The sequence below is a fragment of the Pseudoalteromonas sp. MQS005 genome (assembly GCF_001661605.1).
In the GTDB taxonomy this organism is placed as follows: Bacteria; Pseudomonadota; Gammaproteobacteria; order Enterobacterales; family Alteromonadaceae; genus Pseudoalteromonas; species Pseudoalteromonas tetraodonis.
Genome location: NZ_LYRQ01000003.1, coordinates 62,364 through 81,489 on the forward strand (window position 1 = coordinate 62,364; position 19,126 = coordinate 81,489).

A 19,126-nucleotide genomic window follows, 5' to 3' on the forward strand; every position below is an offset into this window, starting at 1 on the left:
AACATATCAACAAGGACTTAAGGATGAAGCAATCAATTGCATTTACACCGAGCTTAATCATCGGTGCTACTATCGCATTGTCAGCAGGTTTTAGTACAACGACTTATGCTGCACAGCAAACTGCAGAAAAAGTAGAACGTATTCAAGTAACAGGCTCTCGTATCAAACGTTCGGACATCGAAGGCCCGTCTCCAGTACAATCAATTAATAAAGAAGACATCGAAAACATGGGTTATGACAACCTACAACAGCTTCTTGAAAGAATGCCTGTTGCAGGTAATGGTACTTTTTCAACCCGTGGTAATAACCAAGACTCAACCGCAAATGGCTCAGCTGCCGTCAGCCTTCGTGGCTTAGGCGCCGATGCTACCTTGGTACTTATTAATGGTCGTCGTGTTGCAATCAGTGCATTTGCTGAAGGGATCACCAACTCATTCGTTGATATCAACAGTATTCCTGTTTCAGCAATCGAACGTATTGATATTTTAAAAGATGGCGCCTCAGCAATCTATGGCTCTGATGCTGTAGCGGGTGTTGTAAACGTTATCTTGAAAAAAGATATTGACGGTATTGAAGTAAACTTAGGTTACGGCGGCACAGATGGCCCTAACTATGAAGAAACTACAGCCAGTATTGTTTGGGGTACTACTAGTGCAAAAAGTAGCGCATCCGTTATTATTGATTACTTTAAAAACACCTCTTTATCATCAGATGAAATGGGGCGTTTAGGTACTGCTAATCAATCTCCATATGGCGGTGAAGATTTCCGTTCATCACGTGGCTTCCCTGGCTACTTCTATGTTGATGGCGTTAAAACAATTGACCCTGCGTGTCCTGCAGAAAATGCAACATCAAGTGGCAGTTGTTTATTTGACTATGGTCCATTTGGCTATATTGCACCGGCATCAGAACGTGTAGGTGCTATTTCACAATTTGAATACCGCTTTGATAATGGCATAACGGGCTTCTTAGAAATGGCCGTTCAGCATAACAGCTCAATTGCAGCAGGTGCCCCAACGCCACTTGATGAAGATGCGGGCTTAACAGTACCAGGTAGTCACCCTAATAACCCATTCGGCCAAGATATTGAAATAGGTCGTTACAGAACCGTAGATGCGGGTGCGCGCCAATGGGATATCGAATCAGACACATTACGTTTTGTTGCTGGTTTAAAAGGTGAAATAAACGATTGGAGCTGGGAAACAGCGGTACAAAAAGGACGTAGTAAGTCATTACAAACTGGGGATCGCTCACAAGGTTGGGTACGCACCGACTTCTTACAACAAGAAATTGATGCCGGTAACTACAACCCATTTGGCGGCACTTACAACGATCCGGCCGTAATTGATAGAATTACTACGAGCTTGGTTCGTCAAGGCGAGTCTCATATGACGTCGTTCGATGCTAACATTTCAGGTGAAGCATTTAGCTTTGGTGATGATGTTGTCATGATGGCGGCCGGTATTGAATACCGCGAAGAGGACGTAACGGATACGCCAGATGATCAATTCCAACGAGGATTAATCTTTGGTACCGAGTCTGTGTCAGCTGCCGCAGAGCGTGACCAATACGCTGCCTATGTAGAGTTTTCAATTCCACTTGCTGAGAACTTAGAGCTACAACTTGCTGGTCGTTACGATGATTACAGTGACTTTGGTACCACAACCAATCCTAAAGTCGCTTTACGCTGGGCACCTACTGATGAAATCACAGTGCGTGGTTCTTGGGCACAAGGCTTTAGAGCACCGTCACTTGCACAAGTAGGTTTAGGGCCATCTCAAGAGAGCCAGTTCTTTATCGATAATTACCGTTGTGACGCAACAGGTAAAGATTGTGATGCACTAGATTACAACATTGAATTTGCTGGTAATCCTGACTTAGAGGCTGAAGAGTCTGAATCTTGGAACGTCGGCTTTATTTGGGCACCTACAACTGACTTTGGTTTGAGTGTAGATGTATGGAGTATCACCCAAGACAATAAAATTGATGAGCAAGAGTTTGGTCCAATTTACAACTCAGAGTGTAATAACCAAAACAGTACCGTATGTGTTCGCTTACCTCCTTCAGGTACAGACAGTTTAGGGACTATTCAAAAGATTTTCAGTACTTTTGAAAACGTGTCATCACAAGAAGTTTCGGGCGTTGATATTTCAGCAAACTACAATCACTCACTGGATGATTTAGGCTTACTAAAATTCAATTTAGAATGGGCTTATCAAGATAAATTTGAAAAAGACGGCCGCGATTATACCGGCGAATATGGTTACCCAGAGCATCGCTGGATTTTCTCAACTAACTGGGAAATTGGTCAGTTCAACACAAACATGAACATTAGTTATGTAGGTGAGTTTGAAGATACGCCAGATATTGACTTCGATGGTAACTTAGACTTCGATAGTAATACATCACGTACTGTTGATTCACAAGTACTGGTAGATTTACAAACATCATACCGTATTACTGAGTCAGCAAAAGTATCACTAGGTGTGAACAACTTATTTGATGAAGAGCCACCGTTTGCAATTGGTGACGGTGATTCAGATCTGTATGGTTACGCATCGGGTGTACACAACCCTCGTGGTCGTTACATTTACACTAAAGTTAGCTTTTCGTTTTAATTTAAAATAATAAAAAAACCGCCATTTTGGCGGTTTTTTTTCTTAAACTAGAGGGCTAAATTATAGCTCGCCTTCGTTTTCAGATAAGAATTTAGCAACGCCTTCAGGGCTTGCGTCCATTCCTTTTTTACCTTCAGTCCAACCAGCAGGACATACTTCACCGTGCTCGCTGTGGAATGCTAGTGCATCAACCATACGGATCATTTCGTCGATGTTACGACCCAGTGGTAAATCGTTCACTACTTGGTGACGTACGTTACCTTCTTCATCGATTAGGAAAGAACCACGAAATGCAACGCCCGCTTCTGGGTGCTCAACGTCGTATGCTTTACAGATTTCGTGTTTAACGTCTGCAACTAGTGCGTATTGAACTTTACCAATACCGCCGTCTGCTACAGCCGTGTTACGCCATGCGTTGTGTGAGAATTGTGAATCGATAGAAACACCAATTACTTCTACGCCACGTTTTTGGAATTCTGCATAACGCTTATCAAAAGCAATAAGCTCAGAAGGACATACAAATGTGAAATCTAGTGGGTAGAAAAAGATTACTGCTTTTTTACCTTTGATTTTTTCGTGAAGGTTATAGCTATCTATAATCTCACCGTTACCTAGAACAGCTGCAGCGGTAAAGTCTGGTGCCTGACGGCCTACTAATACACCCATTTTATTCTCCAAATATTTTGAGTTTATTGTCAATTGCTTACGCAATACTGATTACTAATATGGGCACTAATTTTAAAATTACAATAGCAACCATATTTAATTAAACATTATTCTATGGCTATCAAAAATAAATTAACAATCGTATTTATAGATAGCACCGTTCTAAAATAGCGAACGCTTGATAAATGGACTGATTTTTAATCATAAAAAAACCTGCTTTAAGCAGGTTCTTTTTACTAATCCATAATATCGCTAGGCATATCACCGCGAATATGTTGCCATATTTCACCGGTTTGATGACCATATTTACGCATCATGAATATTGCACCATCGTGCTCTTTATTCTCAGCAAGCTTAGTTAAGTCTTTATAAAACTGGCGTGCAAGCTCGCGAGTGCGAGGATCTGAAAAGTAATGGCAGCCAATCTTAGAATAAAAACCTTTAAAGCCATTAAGGATGAGCACATAAATGCGATTATTACCGGCAACAGCTAATTCATGATGAACTTTATAATCATAATCTGCAAACGCTTGCGCGCTGTCTTCTAATTCATCGCTTTGTGATAAAATTTCGATAACACGCTCTGGTGCAAGTTTTATAGCTGCACGGGTATAAATTGCGCTGATATTAGTACGTGCTGAGAGTAACTGATCGGTTAGCTCTGGCATTTTATCTTCATCTAAACGTGCCAGTGTTTCAAGGATATTTAATCCTGAGGTTTCCCAAAAGTTATTAACGCGAGTAGGTTTACCATGTTGTATTGTTAACCAACCGTCTCTAGCTAATCGCTGTAATACTTCTCGTAATGTGGTTCTAGTAACACCAATTAACTCTGAGAGTTCACGCTCAGCAGGCAGAATTGAACCTGGAGGAAAATCACCATTCCAGATTGACTCTACTATGTATTCCTCAGCAAATCCTGCTGGGCTTTTCGCTTTAAAAATTCTCATTCAATTCCTACTCGAATTAATTCACATCACATCGCTACATACGATTAACTGACTGATTGTACCAGACAAGCCACAACTAACAAGTAAAGTAAGTTAAATTACCTAGGTATGTGATTAAAAAGGCAACTTTACTTGTATGATTCGCTAGTTTTACCGATAGGTTTTAAACACAATATGAATGCCAACCTATTATTCATACCAGACACTTTGACTATTATTATTTAGTTGTTTACACCCTCTATAAGCTGGACTAAGTTAATGACATTAACCAGACTATTAAACGCCTCCCTAGGGAAAAATCATGCAACAGAGTGTCCCATCTGCAATATTTATAAATTTTTTAGGTAAAGCACCTCAATGGTATAAATACACCATTATTGCATTTTTAATAATTAACCCGCTGCTGTTTCAATTAAACCCTTATTTGTCTGGCTGGGTACTGGTTATTGAGTTTATTTTTACACTGGCCATGGCGCTCAAGTGTTACCCACTGCAACCTGGTGGTCTACTTGCCATTGAGGCACTATTAATTGGTATGACATCAACCACGCAAGTTGAACATGAAATAGCACAAAACCTAGATGTGCTTTTATTACTTATTTTTATGGTTGCCGGTATTTATTTCATGAAAGATCTGCTGCTGTATATTTTTACCAAGTTAGTGGTTTCAGTAAGAAGTAAAACCGTTTTATCGCTTGCCTTTGCAATAGCTGCTGCGTTTTTATCAGCTTTTTTGGATGCCCTAACTGTAATGGCGGTTGTTATTGCGGTGGCAATGGGCTTTTATAGTATTTATCACAAGGTGGCCTCAGGAAAAGATTTTATTAGTGAGCACGATATTAACGATGATAACCAAGTAAAAGAGGTAAACCGTCAAGAGCTTGAAGAGTTTCGTGCTTTTTTACGTAATTTACTCATGCATGCCTCGATTGGGACCGCACTTGGCGGCGTGTGTACTATGGTTGGTGAACCACAAAATTTAATTATTGCAGAGCGAGCAAGTTGGCTATTTGGTGAGTTCTTTTTAAGAATGCTGCCCGTTTCTTTACCCGTGCTTTTTGCGGGCTTATTAACGACCTTTTTATTAGAAAAAACAAAAACCTTTGGCTATGGGGCAAAACTGCCAGAAACAATTCATGCTATTTTAAAAAACCATGCACAAACACTTGATAAAAAACGCACCAAACGCGATAGAGTTAATTTAACAATTCAAGCACTTATCGCTATCTGGTTAATTACTGGCTTAGCATTACACTTAGCAACCGTGGGCTTAATTGGCTTATCGGTGATTATTTTAGCCACGTCGTCTGCCGGTATAATAGAAGAGCACCAACTCGGTAAAGCCTTTGAAGAAGCCCTCCCCTTCACGGCACTACTTTGTGTATTTTTTAGTGTGGTTGCAGTAATCATCGATCAACAACTCTTTACCCCTGTGATTACTTGGGTACTAACATTTGAAGGGCACTTACAATTGGTGATGTTTTTTATCGCTAATGGATTGCTTTCAATGGTCAGTGATAATGTATTTGTCGGCACTGTATATATAAATGAAGTTGCTGCAGCTCTAAAAGCAGGTCAAATAACTCGAGACCAATTTGATTTACTTGCAGTGGCGATAAACACCGGCACAAACTTACCCAGCGTGGCCACCCCTAATGGTCAAGCTGCTTTCTTATTCTTACTGACATCAACACTAGCTCCCGTGTTACGCCTATCTTACGGTCGAATGGTGTATATGGCTTTACCTTACACTTTTGTGCTTACCTTTGTTGGGTTAAGCGCGACTTATTTTGGCTTGAGTGAAATAACCAGTTTGTTTTATGACTGGGGGATAATACAACACCACATCCCTGTAGCGAATTCTGGGCATTAAGTGCTTCCCCGACTTTGAGGAGCTAGGAAATTTCATAGCTTCTCACTTTTCCCTTTTACTTGCTCCGCTGTTTATCCTACGTCATAATCTAAGCCCTTATTTAAATACGGATTTGTTATGAACTGGCTTGCTAATTTAAGTACTCAACGTACACCTTGGTTATTATTCAGTGGGATTGTTTTTCTGCTTGAAGTCATCGCGCTCTTTTTTCAATACAACATGGGGTTAGCACCGTGCATTATGTGTATTTACCAACGCACCGCGGTATTAGGTTTACTTTTTGCAGGTATTATTGGCGCCAGTAAACCAAACAACCTCGTAGTCCGTATTGTCGCTTATACAGTGTGGGGGGTTTCAAGTGTATGGGGGTTACTAATAGCTCGTGAACACATTGAAATGCAAACAACCACTGACCCCTTTGCATTTAGCTGTGAGTTTGAGCCGAATTTTCCAGAGTTTATGCCATTACATCATTGGATACCGCAATTTTTTGAGGCAACCGGTGATTGCGGAAACATAGATTGGCAATTTGCAGGCTTAAGTATGCCAGCATGGATGGAAGTTATTTTTGTATTGTTTACCGCCACACTTTTTGCGTTAGTGGCCAGTCGATTAATCTCTAAAAAGTCACTTTAATATGTTTACTTTTTTTTCAAGCCACGTTGACGAACTTAAACACTTAAAAGTTCGTCAAAGACAAACCGTTATTGCGATCTCGTTAAGTATGCTCTCTCCTAGTGACAGAGTGTTAATGCGTATTGTAAAGCTTATGCTGCTAAGCCCATTTTTTTTAATATTTACCCTTTTTGAAGGATGGCTACTCGTGCCCTTTTTGATTGTGGCTGGTTTAAGCTACCCGCTATTAACTGCCCCCGTAGATGTTAATTTTGCTAAAAAGCACCTTGGTGCTGCCTTAAAACAGTTTGATCAGGGCGCATAGCGCCCTTTTAAGTTAAAACGCCACCTTTCCATCAAGTTTGGCTAGCATTTTTTTACCCACCCCTTTTACTTTAGCTAGATCTTCAAGTGATGCGAAATCACCATTAGTTTCTCTATAATCGATAATTGCCTGTGCTTTTTTCTTGCCGACACCTGGTAACTTAATTAACTGTTTTAAATCAGCAGTATTAATATTAACCACGGCTGATTGCATCTGCTCTGATAGCATATCGCTTTGCGCAAAGGTGGTACCCATAGGTAATAAACATAAAGCAGCGGCTAATGAGATGATTTTAATTAATTTCATACTATTTCCTTTTGTGTTCTTACATGAACATTCGTTGATTATTTACACCCAGCACTTTTACATAACGTTGTGGTTACTAAGTACTAACGGTAACAATCACTCCTTGCGACTCCTTTACTGCAACGCGTTATAAAGTGACTTAATAAATAAAGTAGAGTTACTCTTTATTGTCAACCAAGCTGCAGATAAAATAAGGCTAAAGCTTGCAAAAACGCGCGCAAGCTTGTACTGTATATAAAAACAGTAATCTAATGATTTAAATTAATCATATTGCCACGTAAGTAAGCAGGAGAAATCATGGCTGTTGTTGTTAAATATGTTGTAGAACGAAACGGAGTCGAGCGCATGACGTTTACTACTAAAAAAGAAGCTGATGCCTATGACAAAATGCTCGATATTGCCGAGTCACTAGAACTCATGCTTGAAAAAGTAGATGTACCACTAAGTGAACAACAGGTTGAGTCGCTCGCGCTGGAGATTGCAAAAAGTAAAGACGACTTTATGGCCGTACTTAAAGGTGGTAAAGAAGTACCCGCCAAGGCTAAAAAAACAAAGTCAGATAACGTTGCAGATATAAAAGAGAAAGCAGCGAGTTAGTACTTTTAAAAGCTCAATAGTAATTATTAAAAAAACTGAATTCGTTATTCGAATTCAGTTTTTTTTATGCCTTTAAATAATAATAGCTAAAGGCAAGTAATCGGTGATTAAGCGTCATAATCTCAGCTGTTTAAACGAGATAAATGGTCTCTGCTAAAGGTCAGCCAATAAAAAATGCCAACCAGTTAAACTGATTGGCATTTATAAAAACCAACACTTTACGTTAGCTAATCAGTTACAATGACGATTCAACTTCATCAAACAGATCAGTAATTTCTTTTTTCGGTTCAGCTGTCACAAGGCTTCCTACCACAATAGCAATACTCGCTAAAATGAAGCCTGGGACGATTTCATAAATTACACTGCTCAAGCTCTCACCATTAATGGTAATAGGCGCATAAATCCATACAAGCACTGTTAAAGCACCAACAACCATACCGCTAATAGCCCCTTTTAAGTTCATACGTTTCCAGTAAAGACTAAACAAGACAAGTGGACCAAATGCAGCACCAAAACCAGCCCATGCGTTGCTAACTAAATCAAGTATTGAACTATTACGGTCATACGCTAGGTAAATAGCAAATAACGCAACCAGTATTACGCTAATACGCCCTACTAACACCAGCTCAGTTTGCGAGGCATCGCGGTTTAAGTAAATCTTGTAGAAGTCTTCAGTAAGCGAGCTTGAACACACCAATAATTGCGATGAAATCGTACTCATAATCGCAGCTAAAATAGCAGCCAGTAGGAAACCAGCAATTAATGGGTGGAAAATAAGTTCAGCTAATACTAAGAAAATGGTCTCTTTATCGGCAATAGGCATTTGGTTTTCAATCATAAAGGCAGCACCAAATAAACCGGTAAATACCGCACCAATCGCAGATAGTGTCATCCAAGACATACCAATACGACGCATAGTTGGCATTTCTTTTACTGAGCGAATAGACATAAAGCGAACAATAATATGTGGCTGACCAAAGTAGCCTAAGCCCCAAGCCATCGCAGAAATAATAGCAATGGTAGAACCACCAGCAAACCAATCAAGCATATTCAATGAATGGATTTCACTGGCTTTTGGTGAACTTAACAACTGCTGGTAATTTGCATTTGCTAAAGTATCCATAAATGGCTGATCTAGCATCATATAAGTAGCGATAGGTACTGCAAGCAAGGAGATAAACATAATACAACCTTGCACGAAGTCTGTTAGGCTAACCGCTAAAAAGCCACCAAATAAGGTGTAAACAACAACCACACCCGTGGTGATGTATAAACCCATTTCGTAACTCATCTGAAATGAATTTTCAAATAACTTACCACCGGCGACTACGCCTGATGAAGTATACAAAGTAAAGAACACAATAATAACAATTGCAGAGATCACACGGAGGATATTCTTGTTATCATCAAAACGATTTGCAAAATAATCAGGGATGGTAATAGAGTCATTTGCTTTTTCAGTATAAACACGCAGTCTTGGGGCGACTAAGAAATAGTTTGCCCATGCGCCTAATACTAAGCCAATAGCAATCCAAACCTTGCTAAGCCCAAACAAGTACATTGCGCCAGGTAGGCCCATAAGTAACCAACCACTCATGTCTGATGCACCCGCTGATAAGGCAGCAACACTGGGGGCTAAATTACGACCACCTAGCATATACCCTGATATATCGCTGGTAGATTGCTTATATGCGTATAGTCCTATTCCCAGCATTACAATAAAATATAATGCCAGTGAAATAATCATTCCTGTTTCCAAATTTGCCTCCACTTAAATAAGTAATAACAGGCTTTTAATCCAAATAATGACTCTTGAAATCTTATAATTAAGACAGTATTGGAATAAAAGCTTTCTACTGAACTATAACACGGTAATTGCTAATAACTCCAACCCGCTCATTTAAGTAGATAAAAAACCATCGGTTAGCTCACTTTTGCAACAAATAAAATGAAAAACAATAAAATTAGATTAAGAAATATCAAACCAACCATAGTATTTTATTAATAATGTTCATTTTACCGATGCTATTTTGAATGTTTTCCAATATATTATTACAATGTTAATCAATTTCTACTCTTTCGGAATCCAATATGTATTTTTACGCTGCTCGGCAACCTATTTTAGATCGCAATAAGGAACTAATTGGCTATGAGCTTTTATTTCGTGATGGAGTTGATAACGTATTTCCAAATATTGACGGCGATGAAGCCACGTCTCGACTGATTGAAGGCAGTCAATTTAACTTTGGCTTAGAAGATTTAACTGATAATAAACCCGCTTATATTAACTTTACCTTAGACACCTTGTTAAAAGGCTACCCAACCCTTTTAAACAAAGATGGGGTGGTAATTGAAATACTCGAAACCGTCCAGCCAGGTAAACGCTTATTGGCAATTGTTAAAGACCTAAAAGAAAAAGGCTATACGCTAGCGCTAGATGACTATGCACATCAACCTGTATGGCGGCACTTTTATCCGTTTATCGATATTATTAAAGTCGACTTTTTAACTTGTGATATTGAAAACGTTAAAACGATCATAGAGGATTTAAAACCTTATCCACACATAAAATTACTTGCTGAAAAGGTTGAAACTTACGCGCTTTACAATCAAGCTTTTGAACTAGGTTTTGAATACTTTCAAGGCTTTTTCTTTTCAAAACCAGAAATGGTGCAAAGCAAGGCGTTACCGCCATCGGGCATGGCATTGGCTGAGCTACTCTATGAAACATCCAGCGTAGAAATGGATCTTAAAAAAATCACCGATGTATTTGAGCGTGATGTCAACTTATCGTATAAGCTGCTACGCTACTCAAATTCGGCAGCATTTGCTCGCCGCTCTGAAATAAACACAATAAAACAAGCGCTTATTGTATTGGGCGCGGCTGAAATAAAAAAACTACTCTCTTTATTATTTGCCGCACAAGTCTCTGCAGACAAACCTCTGGAGCTTATTAGGTTGTCGCTAACACGCGCGCGTTTTTGTGAGCTTTTAGCAATTTCACATGGCAAACTTAGAGATACAGGAATAGCATTTTTAACCGGCATGATGTCGCTTATGGATGCCATACTAGATGAAGAGATGGACAGTGTAATGCTTAAACTACCGCTTTCAAATGAGATAAAAGCGGCACTGTTAAACAATGAAGGGCTGCTTGCTGAGTATTTAAACTTAGTAACCCTCTATGAGCAGGGTAACTGGCACGCTGCTAACGATAAAGCCCAACAGCTTAACTTGGGTGATGATGTGCCTGATGCTTACCACGAAGCACTTAATTGGGTTAGTGAACAAATGCAGATAATGATTGATAATTAAAGCGCTCATTAGCAATTAATAACTAAAAATAAAACGCCAGCATTTGCTGGCGTTTTTATTTTTATTAAAGGCTTTCTAAGAAATCTTCGTCAAAATCTTCAGGCTCTTCTTTTATTGGCGGATTGCCATCGTAGAGTTCATATAACTGACGCTGAAAGTAAATGTCTTTAACAAACAGGTATGGGTCTAATGAATCATTTAATAAACCCTCTTGAGCCATTAAAGACGCCCTTGCCTCAACCGCCTTTAACGCAAACACTAAAATTGTTTGTGGTGTTGTCAGTGCAATTTCAGGTAAAACCACATTATCAACAACATCACCGGTTAAGTTACGTGCAGTTGATGGCCCCATTGCCGGGATCATTAAATAGGCACCATCGCCTACTCCCCACACACCTAAGGTTTGGCCAAAATCTTCATCAGTTACTTCAAGCCCTAACGAACTTGCAACGTCAAATAAGCCAAACACTCCCACCGTAGAATTCACTAAAAAGCGCGCAAAATTAATTCCGGCACTGCTTGGCTTTCCTTGCAGACCCGCATTAATAATATCAACCGGTGCGGTAATATTATCGGTGAAATGCACAATACTTCGACGCACAGGCTGTGGGGTTACTGTTATATAACCCACTGCCGCAGGCCTTAAAATATAAGCATCAAGTACGTCCATATTAAAGTCATAAATAGGTCTGTTTACACTTTGTATGGGATCGCGCTCATCATATTTACTCTCAGGCACTTGAGCACAACCCGATAACGTGAGTAAACATAATAAAAGTAAGCCTTGTTTTAACATCTCAAATCCTTAAGGTATTAATGTATCAATGTTCAGTTGCACTTGGCGCACCTCTTTAGAAGCAAGCACTTGAGAATGCCCTTCAAGCTCCCCAGTGCTTGGCATAACTGAATCATCATTAGAGATACGCGCAGAAATGATAATTTCACTCGCACTCGATAAGTTTAGCCCTGCCATCATGGCATTAGCATCGCTCAGCTCAACCGTAATTGGAAAGCTATAGTCTGTTAGTTTAACCACGGCTAAAGGCATCGGTGATCCCTTAGCCGCTTTAGCAAACACAAACAAAATACCGTTATTGGGCTGTTTGTCTGCAAGTTGGCTATCGATATCAACGGTAACTTGAATACTTTGAGCCGCTAACTGATCGCCACTGGTTGCCACGTTTTGCTGAGCAATTTGTAGATCGATTTCGCTAATACGTTGGTTGATCATAGCATAGCGCGTATCAGACTCATCCATACTTGCAAGTAGCACCTCAAACGCTGCCTTTGCCTGTAGCCAGTCTTTTCTCTCAAAGGCGATTAGTGCAAGTAACGAAATCGCATCAAGGTTATTTGGTTGAGCTTGCAGTACTTTAGAAAGCATACCCGCTGCACGAGTCATGTTTTCTTCACTGCCCTCAAGTAATAGCACCTGAGAGTAGCTAACAAGCGCTTGCATATTATCAGGGTTTATTTTTAATGTTTTATCAAATGACTGTTTCGCCATATCAAATTCATTTAGCATTAAAGCAACACGCCCTAACAACATCCAAGCCACTTCATCATCACCGCTTTGACTTAATTTAGTACGCAGTGCTAAGGCAAACGCTTGTAACTCATTTTTAGTTAACGGCTCGCCCTTTTGCATTACGGCGCGCTGACCATAATCGGCCAAGTTATCCATTGCATCATGCCAGGCTGCAATTTGTTGCTGGCTGCCTGTCATTGCATAGAAAATACCTGCTAATGCAATTAAAAACGCCGCGCCTGTTAAAGCAAATATACGATTGTCACCACGACTATTTAGTGACTTCTCTGGCGATAATTCATTAAGTAAGCGGCGTTTTAATTCAATAATAGCTTCGCTGTGATTTTGCGAGTCTATACGTTGATTATCTAAATCTGCCTGTAATTCAACTAAACGCTGTTCATAAATGCTGATAAGCTGTGCATTGGCGTTATGAGTGATGGTTACTACGCGCTCTTTTTTTAAAAAAGGCACAATAATAAACAGCAATGCAATGAGTGTGAGTAAAGCAAAAGACGCCCACATTAAAATCATTTAACTTTGCTCCTGATGTTTATTTTGTTTAATCAGCTTATTGAGCATCACTTCATCAGCGTCACTCCAGGTTTGTTTTACCGACGCTTTACGTTGGCGAATCACAATAAAGCCAAACCCAATTATTACGATGAGTACCGGAAGTACCCACAGTATTAACGTGGCAGGTGTTACCGGTGGATCGTAATGAACAAAGTAGCCATATCGATCAATCATGTAATCAATAACTTCATCTTTGGTTTTGCCATCTTTTACCAACGCCAGCACTCGCTCGCGCAAGTCTTTTGCGACAACGGCATCAGAGTCAGCAATATTCTGATTTTGACACTTCGGGCAACGTAATTCTTTTGTTAGCTCTTCAAAGCGAACAGCTTGCTCGTTGCTATCAAATTGATAACGGTCTTGCTGAGCAAACGCAGCTACACTAACAAACAAGCTAAGGGTTAATAAAAACAATCTCATGGCTGCAGCTCCTGCATAATAGGCGCAAACTTAGCACGCCAAACTCGAGGGTTTATATCACCAGTGTGATGTAACAAAATGGTGCCATTTTTATCTACTAAAAATGTCTCTGGTGCACCGGACACCCCTAAATCTAAAGACAATGAACGTTCTAAATCTAAAATATTAAATTGATAAGGGTCGCCCGCACGTGAAAGCATATTACTCACATCATCACGCAGCGCTTGCATATCAAATGGGCCATCAAAATCGGCGTCGTAACTTTGTACATAATACAAGCCGATAATTTTAACCCCTTGCTCGCGTAGCTTAGTTAAATAGCCAAGCTCAGCTAAACACGTCGGACACCATGTGCCCCAAACGTTTAGCAAATACACGTCACCCTTTAGCTGCTCATCAGTCCAACGTTTATCGTCTTGCATTAAATCAGGTAAATTAAACGCAGGCACCGTTTGACCAATTCGCCCTGTTTGTATTTCCCGCGGGTTGGCAAACAACCCTTGGTATAAAAACACACAAATAAAGATAAAAATTAATAAAGGGGCAATTGCGATAAGTTTACGGTTCATACTGCCCCCTCTATTTCATCTTTTCGCGGTGAGGCGCGATAGCGCTTATCGAATAAAATTACAAAACCAGCGAGTGAGATCAGAATACCGCCAATCCACATCCAACGTACAAACGGTTTATGGTAAATGCGTAATGACCATGCCCCTTCACTTAGTTGCTCACCAAGCGCAAGATATAAATCACGAGTGAATCCGGCATCAATAGCGGCTTCGGTCATAAATTGCATACCAATATCGTAACGACGCTTTTCTGCATATAAACGCGTTACAGTGTCATTCCCTTTTAATACCGTCACGACACCAGCATGACCACTGTAGTTTGCACCACGAATCGTCTTCACACCTTCAAAGCGGTATTGATACTGGTTAAGCTGCACGATATCGCCTTGCTTCATCGATACATCACGCTCAACTGAATACGCCGAGGTGAGTGTAATGCCCGCTATAACAAAGGCTAAACCAACATGCCCCAGCACCATTGCCCAATAGCTTAAACCTAAACGCTTTATACCGAGCTTAAGCGAGCCATGAACCGCTGCTTTGGTATATAAATCAATAAAAGTGGCAATAAATATCCATACACCTAGCGTGGTTGCTAAAAGTGTTAATGGAGTCACTACCTCATAGCTACTAAATAACCATGCGCAGGTAATGATAATACTGACTAATGCGCCTACAAATATTTTATTTTGTAAAAAGGCCCACTTATTTTGCTTCCAACGCAGGAAAGGTCCAATGCCCATTAAAATAGCAAATGGCACCAGTAAAATAGCAAACATTTTATTAAAGAAAGGTTCGCCAATTGAAATACTGCCTAGTCCCATTTCCTTGTGCACCATAGGTAATAATGTACCTAACAGTACAATTAACGTAGCAACCACTAAGAAAATATTGTTTAACCAAAGTGCCACTTCACGCGATACAAATTTATAACGCCCTTCACTTTTAACTTGTGAGACACGCAAGCCATATAACGCTAAACCGCCGCCAACAACTACGGCCAAAAAGCCAAGAATAAATAAGCCACGATCAGGGTCTGTTGCAAAGGCATGCACCGAAACAATAATTCCTGAGCGAACGATAAAGGTGCCTAGTAAACTTAATGAAAATGCCGCAATAGCCAGTAACACTGTCCATGATTTAAATACGCCACGTTTTTCAGTCACACTTAAAGAGTGCAGTAACGCGGTTGCGACTAACCATGGCATGAGTGATGCATTTTCAACAGGATCCCAGAACCACCAGCCGCCCCAGCCTAGCTCTGAATAGGCCCACCAACTACCTATGGTGATACCTAAGGTTAAAAAGCCCCATGCCGTCATTGTCCATGGGCGTGACCATTTTGCCCAGGTGTTATCAAGCTTGCCGGTTAACAACGCGGCAATAGCAAAGGCAAAAGCAACAGAAAGACCGACATACCCCATATAAAGTAATGGAGGGTGAATGATCATCCCCGGGTCTTGTAATAATGGATTTAAATCGCGTCCCTCAACAGGGAAATAGGGCAGTAAACGTTCAAACGGACTTGAAAGTAGCAAGGTGTACATCATAAATCCGACACCTAAAAAACCAAGCACACCTAATACGCGAGCACGAAGTACCCAAGGCAGTGACTTTGAACGCAAAGCAACAACGGCGGTCCAACCGGCCTGCATTAATAACCACAGTAAAATAGCGCCTTCATGGCCACCCCATGTTGAGGTTATTTTATAATACCAAGGCAAGGTGCTACTTGAGTGATACGCTACATAAGATACGGTAAAATCATCGGTTAAGCTGGCATAAATAAGCGCAGCAAAAGACAAAGCAACAAATGCAAACTGACCAATAGCAAGTGATGGCGCAGCGCGCATCAAACGAAGGTTTCCTGTGTGTGCACCCCAAAGTGGGAAAATACACAACAGAATACTCAGTACCATGGCCAATGTTAGGGAAAAATAACCAAGTTCTGGGATCATATTAGCTCCCACTATCTAAATTGTATTTTGGTTTCTCGTGCTTAATTCCTTTTACTGCCTCGGCAACCTCGGCTGGCATATATTCTTCATCATGTTTAGCCAGTACTTCAAACGCTTCAATGACGTTAGGTTCAACTAGCACACCTTGTGCAACAATTCCTTGCCCTTCACGAAATAGATCAGGCAAAATTCCTTGATAACGCACCGTGACCAATGGGCCAGTATCAATCAACTTAAAGCTTACCTGTAAGCTTTGCTCATTTCTTTGTACTGTACCAGGGACAACCATACCGCCAATGCGGAGCTTTTGTCCTATATGAGGCTTTTCTTTATTCGGGCCTTTACCATCAATTAATTCACTGGGGGTGTAAAACAAATTAATGTTTTCTTGTAAGGCGTACAACACTAAACCAATTGATCCACCAATACCAAAGAGTACGGCAATAATAACCAAAAGGCGTTTTTTACGTCTAGGGTTCACGAGGTTTGCTCCTGCTTAGAATTTTTAATTCGAGTTTCACGCGCAATTTGCTGCTCTACCGACGCTAAAATTTGTTTTTTGTCGCGTAACGAGCTAAATAAAATGCCTAATAAAATTAATGCGCATGTACCAAAAGAAAGCCATACATAAAAGCCATAGCCTCCCATTGCAATAAAATCTGAAAACGAGTCAAACTGCATAATTACCCCTTAGTTAACAACTGTCGCACCCATGGGCGGTGCTTTTCACGGTGTAAAATTTCATTTTTAAGACGAATTAAAGTCACAGTACCAACAAACGCGGCAAAGGCTAAAATATTAATCATTAACGGCCAAAACATACTTGGATCTACCGCGTCGCGGTTAAACTTAGTGATGCTTGCCCCTTGATGCAGGGTATTCCACCATTCCACCGAAAAGTGAATGATAGGCAAGTTAATAACCCCAACAATAGCTAAAATAGACGCGGCGCGACTGGCTGATTTTTTATCTTCAAAGGCATGGTACAAAGACAACACCCCTAGATATAAAAATAACAAAATAAGTTCAGAGGTCAGTCTTGCATCCCATACCCACCAAGCACCCCACATAGGTTTACCCCATGCAGCACCGGTGATTAAGGCTATTGCGGTCATGCAGGCACCTACGGGTGCTATTGCAATCACCGCAAGCTCTGCATTGCGTAATTGCCATACAAGCGCAACAATGGCAGCAATCGCCATTGATGAATAGGCGCCCATAGATAAAATAGCGGAGGGCACGTGAATAAAAATAATACGGTAACTGTCTTTTTGTTGGTAATCGGCAGGAGCAAAACCTAATCCCCATACCCAACCAACAACCATACTAATAACCGTTACTACTGCAAAATATGGCAGTAGAGTATTGCATAATTGATATGCTCGCTCTGCTTTCGCATACGGATGTAACCACTTCCACATATTAACTTACACTCACTTTTAATGCTGATGATATGGCAATTGGCGCACTGATAATCGCAACGACTAACATTGCACCTAGGATTGCAAGCTGACCACTGTAATCCAGCGACATAGTGCTGGTATCAATAGCGGAAGTTGCAAAAATTAAAACCGGAATATACAAAGGCAAAACGAGCAGACTCATTAAAATGCCGCCTTTTTGTAATCCCACAGTCAAGCCCGCCCCTATTGCGCCTATGAAGCTTAATAAAGGCGTACCCAATAATAACGTTAATAACGTAGCCATTAGGGCCGTCGTATCTAAATTTAGTAGTAAAGCAAATAAAGGGGTCATTAGCACTAACGGGAGGCCGGTGATCACCCAGTGTGCGGCTACTTTGCCCAGTACCGTTAATGATAATGGGTATGACGAAGCAATGAGCTGCTCCAAAGAGCCGTCGTGGTAATCATCTCTAAACAGTTTATCAAGGCCAAGCATGGTCGATAATAAAGCCGCAACCCAAATAATGCCCGGTGCCATCCTTGATAACAACCCTGGCTCAGGCCCTATGGCTAATGGAAACAGTGAGATAACAATTAAAAAAAACAAGATAGGATTAACTATTTCAGCGCGCTGACGAAAAGCGAGCTTAACGTCTTTGCTAAATACCGCGACAAATAACTGCCAATATGAATGCTGTCGTGTCATTAGTGGCGGTACTCCAAAGTCAACGTTTGTAAGTCACTAAAGTGGGTGGTTAAATCTTGGTGTGTTGTTAACAAAATAGCGCCCCCCTTTGATAAGTGCTCAGTAAAACGTTGCTGTAAAAAGGCAACCCCGCTTTTATCTAGCGCCGTGAAAGGTTCATCTAAAATCCATAACTTCGCTTCAGATAACCATAATCGAACGAGTGCCACCCGCCGCTGTTGACCCGCAGATAACATTCTTACAGGCACATCTTCCAGCCCCACTAAACCTAACTTACTTAATAAAGGGTATAAGTCAGGAGTATCAACATAACCATTAATAGCCAACCAATGTGCTACATTTTCAAGTGCACTAAGTTGTACGTTAACACCGGTTTTATGGCCTATAAATAATAAGTCTCTGGCATATTCGTCATAATATTTTTTGATAGATTGATTTAGGTATAAAATATCACCTTCATCCGGCAGCGAAAAACCAGCAATAATGCGCAATAATGATGTTTTACCAGCCCCATTAGGGCCGGCTAACTGCATGATTTGACCGCTTTTAAGGCTAAAATTAAGTTCATCAAACAAACAACGCTCTTGCTTGATACAAGTAACGGACTTAATGTGTAACAAGATGACGATTCTCTCTGCCAAAAATTAGCCGTAAGTCTACCATAATGATAGGGTAATACGAATATTGCTTTAGAATCGATT

General features: G+C 40.5%; 20 protein-coding genes. 6 read left to right on the forward strand and 14 right to left on the reverse strand.

Annotated features, from left to right (window positions below; all coding sequences use genetic code 11):
* The first annotated feature begins 23 nt into the window (after window positions 1-23).
* Entirely contained in the window at window positions 24-2,618 is a 2,595-nt protein-coding gene (locus A9479_RS02355; RefSeq protein WP_033104092.1) for a TonB-dependent receptor, read from the forward strand.
* A gap of 60 nt (window positions 2,619-2,678) precedes the next feature.
* Here A9479_RS02355 and A9479_RS02360 read toward each other — a convergent pair whose 3' ends face one another.
* Both A9479_RS02360 and fadR read right to left on the reverse strand, forming a co-directional pair.
* Window positions 2,679-3,284: a peroxiredoxin gene (locus A9479_RS02360; RefSeq protein ID WP_064662604.1), complete on the reverse strand. Its 606-nt coding sequence runs from the start codon at window positions 3,282-3,284 to the stop codon at window positions 2,679-2,681.
* A gap of 236 nt (window positions 3,285-3,520) precedes the next feature.
* The gene (gene fadR, locus A9479_RS02365; RefSeq protein WP_008109093.1) at window positions 3,521-4,234 is read right to left on the reverse strand and encodes a fatty acid metabolism transcriptional regulator FadR; all 714 of its coding nucleotides are present in this window, start codon (window positions 4,232-4,234) and stop codon (window positions 3,521-3,523) included.
* A gap of 301 nt (window positions 4,235-4,535) precedes the next feature.
* On the opposite strand from fadR, the gene nhaB reads away from it, so the two are divergent.
* The 3 genes from nhaB (at window position 4,536) to A9479_RS02380 (ending at window position 7,047) form a co-directional block, all read left to right on the forward strand.
* Complete coding sequence (gene nhaB / locus A9479_RS02370; protein WP_013465528.1) at window positions 4,536-6,107, forward strand: sodium/proton antiporter NhaB; 1,572 nt, start codon at window positions 4,536-4,538, stop codon at window positions 6,105-6,107.
* A gap of 117 nt (window positions 6,108-6,224) precedes the next feature.
* Window positions 6,225-6,743, forward strand: coding sequence for a disulfide bond formation protein DsbB (gene dsbB, locus A9479_RS02375; RefSeq protein ID WP_058155084.1), 519 nt, complete (start codon window positions 6,225-6,227; stop codon window positions 6,741-6,743).
* A gap of 1 nt (window position 6,744) precedes the next feature.
* Window positions 6,745-7,047, forward strand: a complete 303-nt coding sequence (locus A9479_RS02380) for a DUF6170 family protein (RefSeq protein WP_024602042.1) — start codon at window positions 6,745-6,747, stop codon at window positions 7,045-7,047.
* Window positions 7,048-7,059: 12 nt separating this feature from the next.
* Here the strand turns inward: A9479_RS02380 and A9479_RS02385 are convergent, their stop codons facing one another.
* Entirely contained in the window at window positions 7,060-7,353 is a 294-nt protein-coding gene (locus A9479_RS02385; RefSeq protein WP_024602041.1) for a ComEA family DNA-binding protein, read from the reverse strand.
* A gap of 297 nt (window positions 7,354-7,650) precedes the next feature.
* On the opposite strand from A9479_RS02385, the gene A9479_RS02390 reads away from it, so the two are divergent.
* A complete protein-coding gene (locus A9479_RS02390; protein WP_064662605.1) occupies window positions 7,651-7,950 on the forward strand; it encodes a YebG family protein in 300 nt (99 codons plus the stop codon).
* A 235-nt stretch (window positions 7,951-8,185) separates the two neighbouring features.
* Here the strand turns inward: A9479_RS02390 and putP are convergent, their stop codons facing one another.
* A complete protein-coding gene (putP, locus tag A9479_RS02395) occupies window positions 8,186-9,697 on the reverse strand; it encodes a sodium/proline symporter PutP (protein WP_008113313.1) in 1,512 nt (503 codons plus the stop codon).
* 344 nt (window positions 9,698-10,041) lie between these two features.
* Here putP and A9479_RS02400 point away from each other — a divergent pair, with 344 nt between their 5' ends.
* Complete coding sequence (locus A9479_RS02400) at window positions 10,042-11,265, forward strand: EAL and HDOD domain-containing protein (RefSeq protein ID WP_013465534.1); 1,224 nt, start codon at window positions 10,042-10,044, stop codon at window positions 11,263-11,265.
* A gap of 64 nt (window positions 11,266-11,329) precedes the next feature.
* Here A9479_RS02400 and A9479_RS02405 read toward each other — a convergent pair whose 3' ends face one another.
* The 10 genes from A9479_RS02405 to ccmA are packed head-to-tail and all read right to left on the reverse strand — an operon-like array spanning window position 11,330 to window position 19,066.
* Entirely contained in the window at window positions 11,330-12,061 is a 732-nt protein-coding gene (locus tag A9479_RS02405) for a VacJ family lipoprotein (protein WP_028834001.1), read from the reverse strand.
* A 9-nt stretch (window positions 12,062-12,070) separates the two neighbouring features.
* Window positions 12,071-13,327: a c-type cytochrome biogenesis protein CcmI gene (gene ccmI / locus A9479_RS02410; RefSeq protein ID WP_033104089.1), complete on the reverse strand. Its 1,257-nt coding sequence runs from the start codon at window positions 13,325-13,327 to the stop codon at window positions 12,071-12,073.
* Window positions 13,328-13,789: a cytochrome c-type biogenesis protein gene (locus A9479_RS02415; RefSeq protein ID WP_013465536.1), complete on the reverse strand. Its 462-nt coding sequence runs from the start codon at window positions 13,787-13,789 to the stop codon at window positions 13,328-13,330. It abuts the gene before it with no gap.
* Entirely contained in the window at window positions 13,786-14,358 is a 573-nt protein-coding gene (locus A9479_RS02420) for a DsbE family thiol:disulfide interchange protein (RefSeq protein WP_013465537.1), read from the reverse strand. The genes A9479_RS02415 and A9479_RS02420 overlap by 4 nt, the downstream gene beginning before the upstream one ends.
* The gene (locus tag A9479_RS02425) at window positions 14,355-16,316 is read right to left on the reverse strand and encodes a heme lyase CcmF/NrfE family subunit (protein ID WP_036953653.1); all 1,962 of its coding nucleotides are present in this window, start codon (window positions 16,314-16,316) and stop codon (window positions 14,355-14,357) included. The genes A9479_RS02420 and A9479_RS02425 overlap by 4 nt, the downstream gene beginning before the upstream one ends.
* 1 nt (window position 16,317) lies before the next feature.
* Window positions 16,318-16,797, reverse strand: coding sequence for a cytochrome c maturation protein CcmE (gene ccmE, locus A9479_RS02430; RefSeq protein ID WP_008465420.1), 480 nt, complete (start codon window positions 16,795-16,797; stop codon window positions 16,318-16,320).
* Window positions 16,794-16,997, reverse strand: coding sequence for a heme exporter protein CcmD (gene ccmD, locus A9479_RS02435; RefSeq protein ID WP_008112240.1), 204 nt, complete (start codon window positions 16,995-16,997; stop codon window positions 16,794-16,796). The genes ccmE and ccmD overlap by 4 nt, the downstream gene beginning before the upstream one ends.
* Before the next feature lie 2 nt (window positions 16,998-16,999).
* Window positions 17,000-17,737, reverse strand: a complete 738-nt coding sequence (locus A9479_RS02440) for a heme ABC transporter permease (protein ID WP_064662606.1) — start codon at window positions 17,735-17,737, stop codon at window positions 17,000-17,002.
* A gap of 1 nt (window position 17,738) precedes the next feature.
* Complete coding sequence (ccmB, locus tag A9479_RS02445; protein ID WP_010387945.1) at window positions 17,739-18,425, reverse strand: heme exporter protein CcmB; 687 nt, start codon at window positions 18,423-18,425, stop codon at window positions 17,739-17,741.
* The gene (gene ccmA, locus A9479_RS02450; RefSeq protein WP_231893539.1) at window positions 18,425-19,066 is read right to left on the reverse strand and encodes a cytochrome c biogenesis heme-transporting ATPase CcmA; all 642 of its coding nucleotides are present in this window, start codon (window positions 19,064-19,066) and stop codon (window positions 18,425-18,427) included. The genes ccmB and ccmA overlap by 1 nt, the downstream gene beginning before the upstream one ends.
* Window positions 19,067-19,126 lie beyond the last annotated feature (60 nt).

Coding starts and splice junctions, on each gene's coding strand:
- A9479_RS02355 (WP_033104092.1), top strand. CDS start 24: ATGAAGCAATCAATTGCATTTACACCGAGCTTAATCATCGGTGCTACT.
- A9479_RS02360 (WP_064662604.1), bottom strand. CDS start 3,284: ATGGGTGTATTAGTAGGCCGTCAGGCACCAGACTTTACCGCTGCAGCT.
- fadR (WP_008109093.1), bottom strand. CDS start 4,234: ATGAGAATTTTTAAAGCGAAAAGCCCAGCAGGATTTGCTGAGGAATAC.
- nhaB (WP_013465528.1), top strand. CDS start 4,536: ATGCAACAGAGTGTCCCATCTGCAATATTTATAAATTTTTTAGGTAAA.
- dsbB (WP_058155084.1), top strand. CDS start 6,225: ATGAACTGGCTTGCTAATTTAAGTACTCAACGTACACCTTGGTTATTA.
- A9479_RS02380 (WP_024602042.1), top strand. CDS start 6,745: ATGTTTACTTTTTTTTCAAGCCACGTTGACGAACTTAAACACTTAAAA.
- A9479_RS02385 (WP_024602041.1), bottom strand. CDS start 7,353: ATGAAATTAATTAAAATCATCTCATTAGCCGCTGCTTTATGTTTATTA.
- A9479_RS02390 (WP_064662605.1), top strand. CDS start 7,651: ATGGCTGTTGTTGTTAAATATGTTGTAGAACGAAACGGAGTCGAGCGC.
- putP (WP_008113313.1), bottom strand. CDS start 9,697: ATGATTATTTCACTGGCATTATATTTTATTGTAATGCTGGGAATAGGA.
- A9479_RS02400 (WP_013465534.1), top strand. CDS start 10,042: ATGTATTTTTACGCTGCTCGGCAACCTATTTTAGATCGCAATAAGGAA.
- A9479_RS02405 (WP_028834001.1), bottom strand. CDS start 12,061: ATGTTAAAACAAGGCTTACTTTTATTATGTTTACTCACGTTATCGGGT.
- ccmI (WP_033104089.1), bottom strand. CDS start 13,327: ATGATTTTAATGTGGGCGTCTTTTGCTTTACTCACACTCATTGCATTG.
- A9479_RS02415 (WP_013465536.1), bottom strand. CDS start 13,789: ATGAGATTGTTTTTATTAACCCTTAGCTTGTTTGTTAGTGTAGCTGCG.
- A9479_RS02420 (WP_013465537.1), bottom strand. CDS start 14,358: ATGAACCGTAAACTTATCGCAATTGCCCCTTTATTAATTTTTATCTTT.
- A9479_RS02425 (WP_036953653.1), bottom strand. CDS start 16,316: ATGATCCCAGAACTTGGTTATTTTTCCCTAACATTGGCCATGGTACTG.
- ccmD (WP_008112240.1), bottom strand. CDS start 16,997: ATGCAGTTTGACTCGTTTTCAGATTTTATTGCAATGGGAGGCTATGGC.
- A9479_RS02440 (WP_064662606.1), bottom strand. CDS start 17,737: ATGTGGAAGTGGTTACATCCGTATGCGAAAGCAGAGCGAGCATATCAA.
- ccmB (WP_010387945.1), bottom strand. CDS start 18,425: ATGACACGACAGCATTCATATTGGCAGTTATTTGTCGCGGTATTTAGC.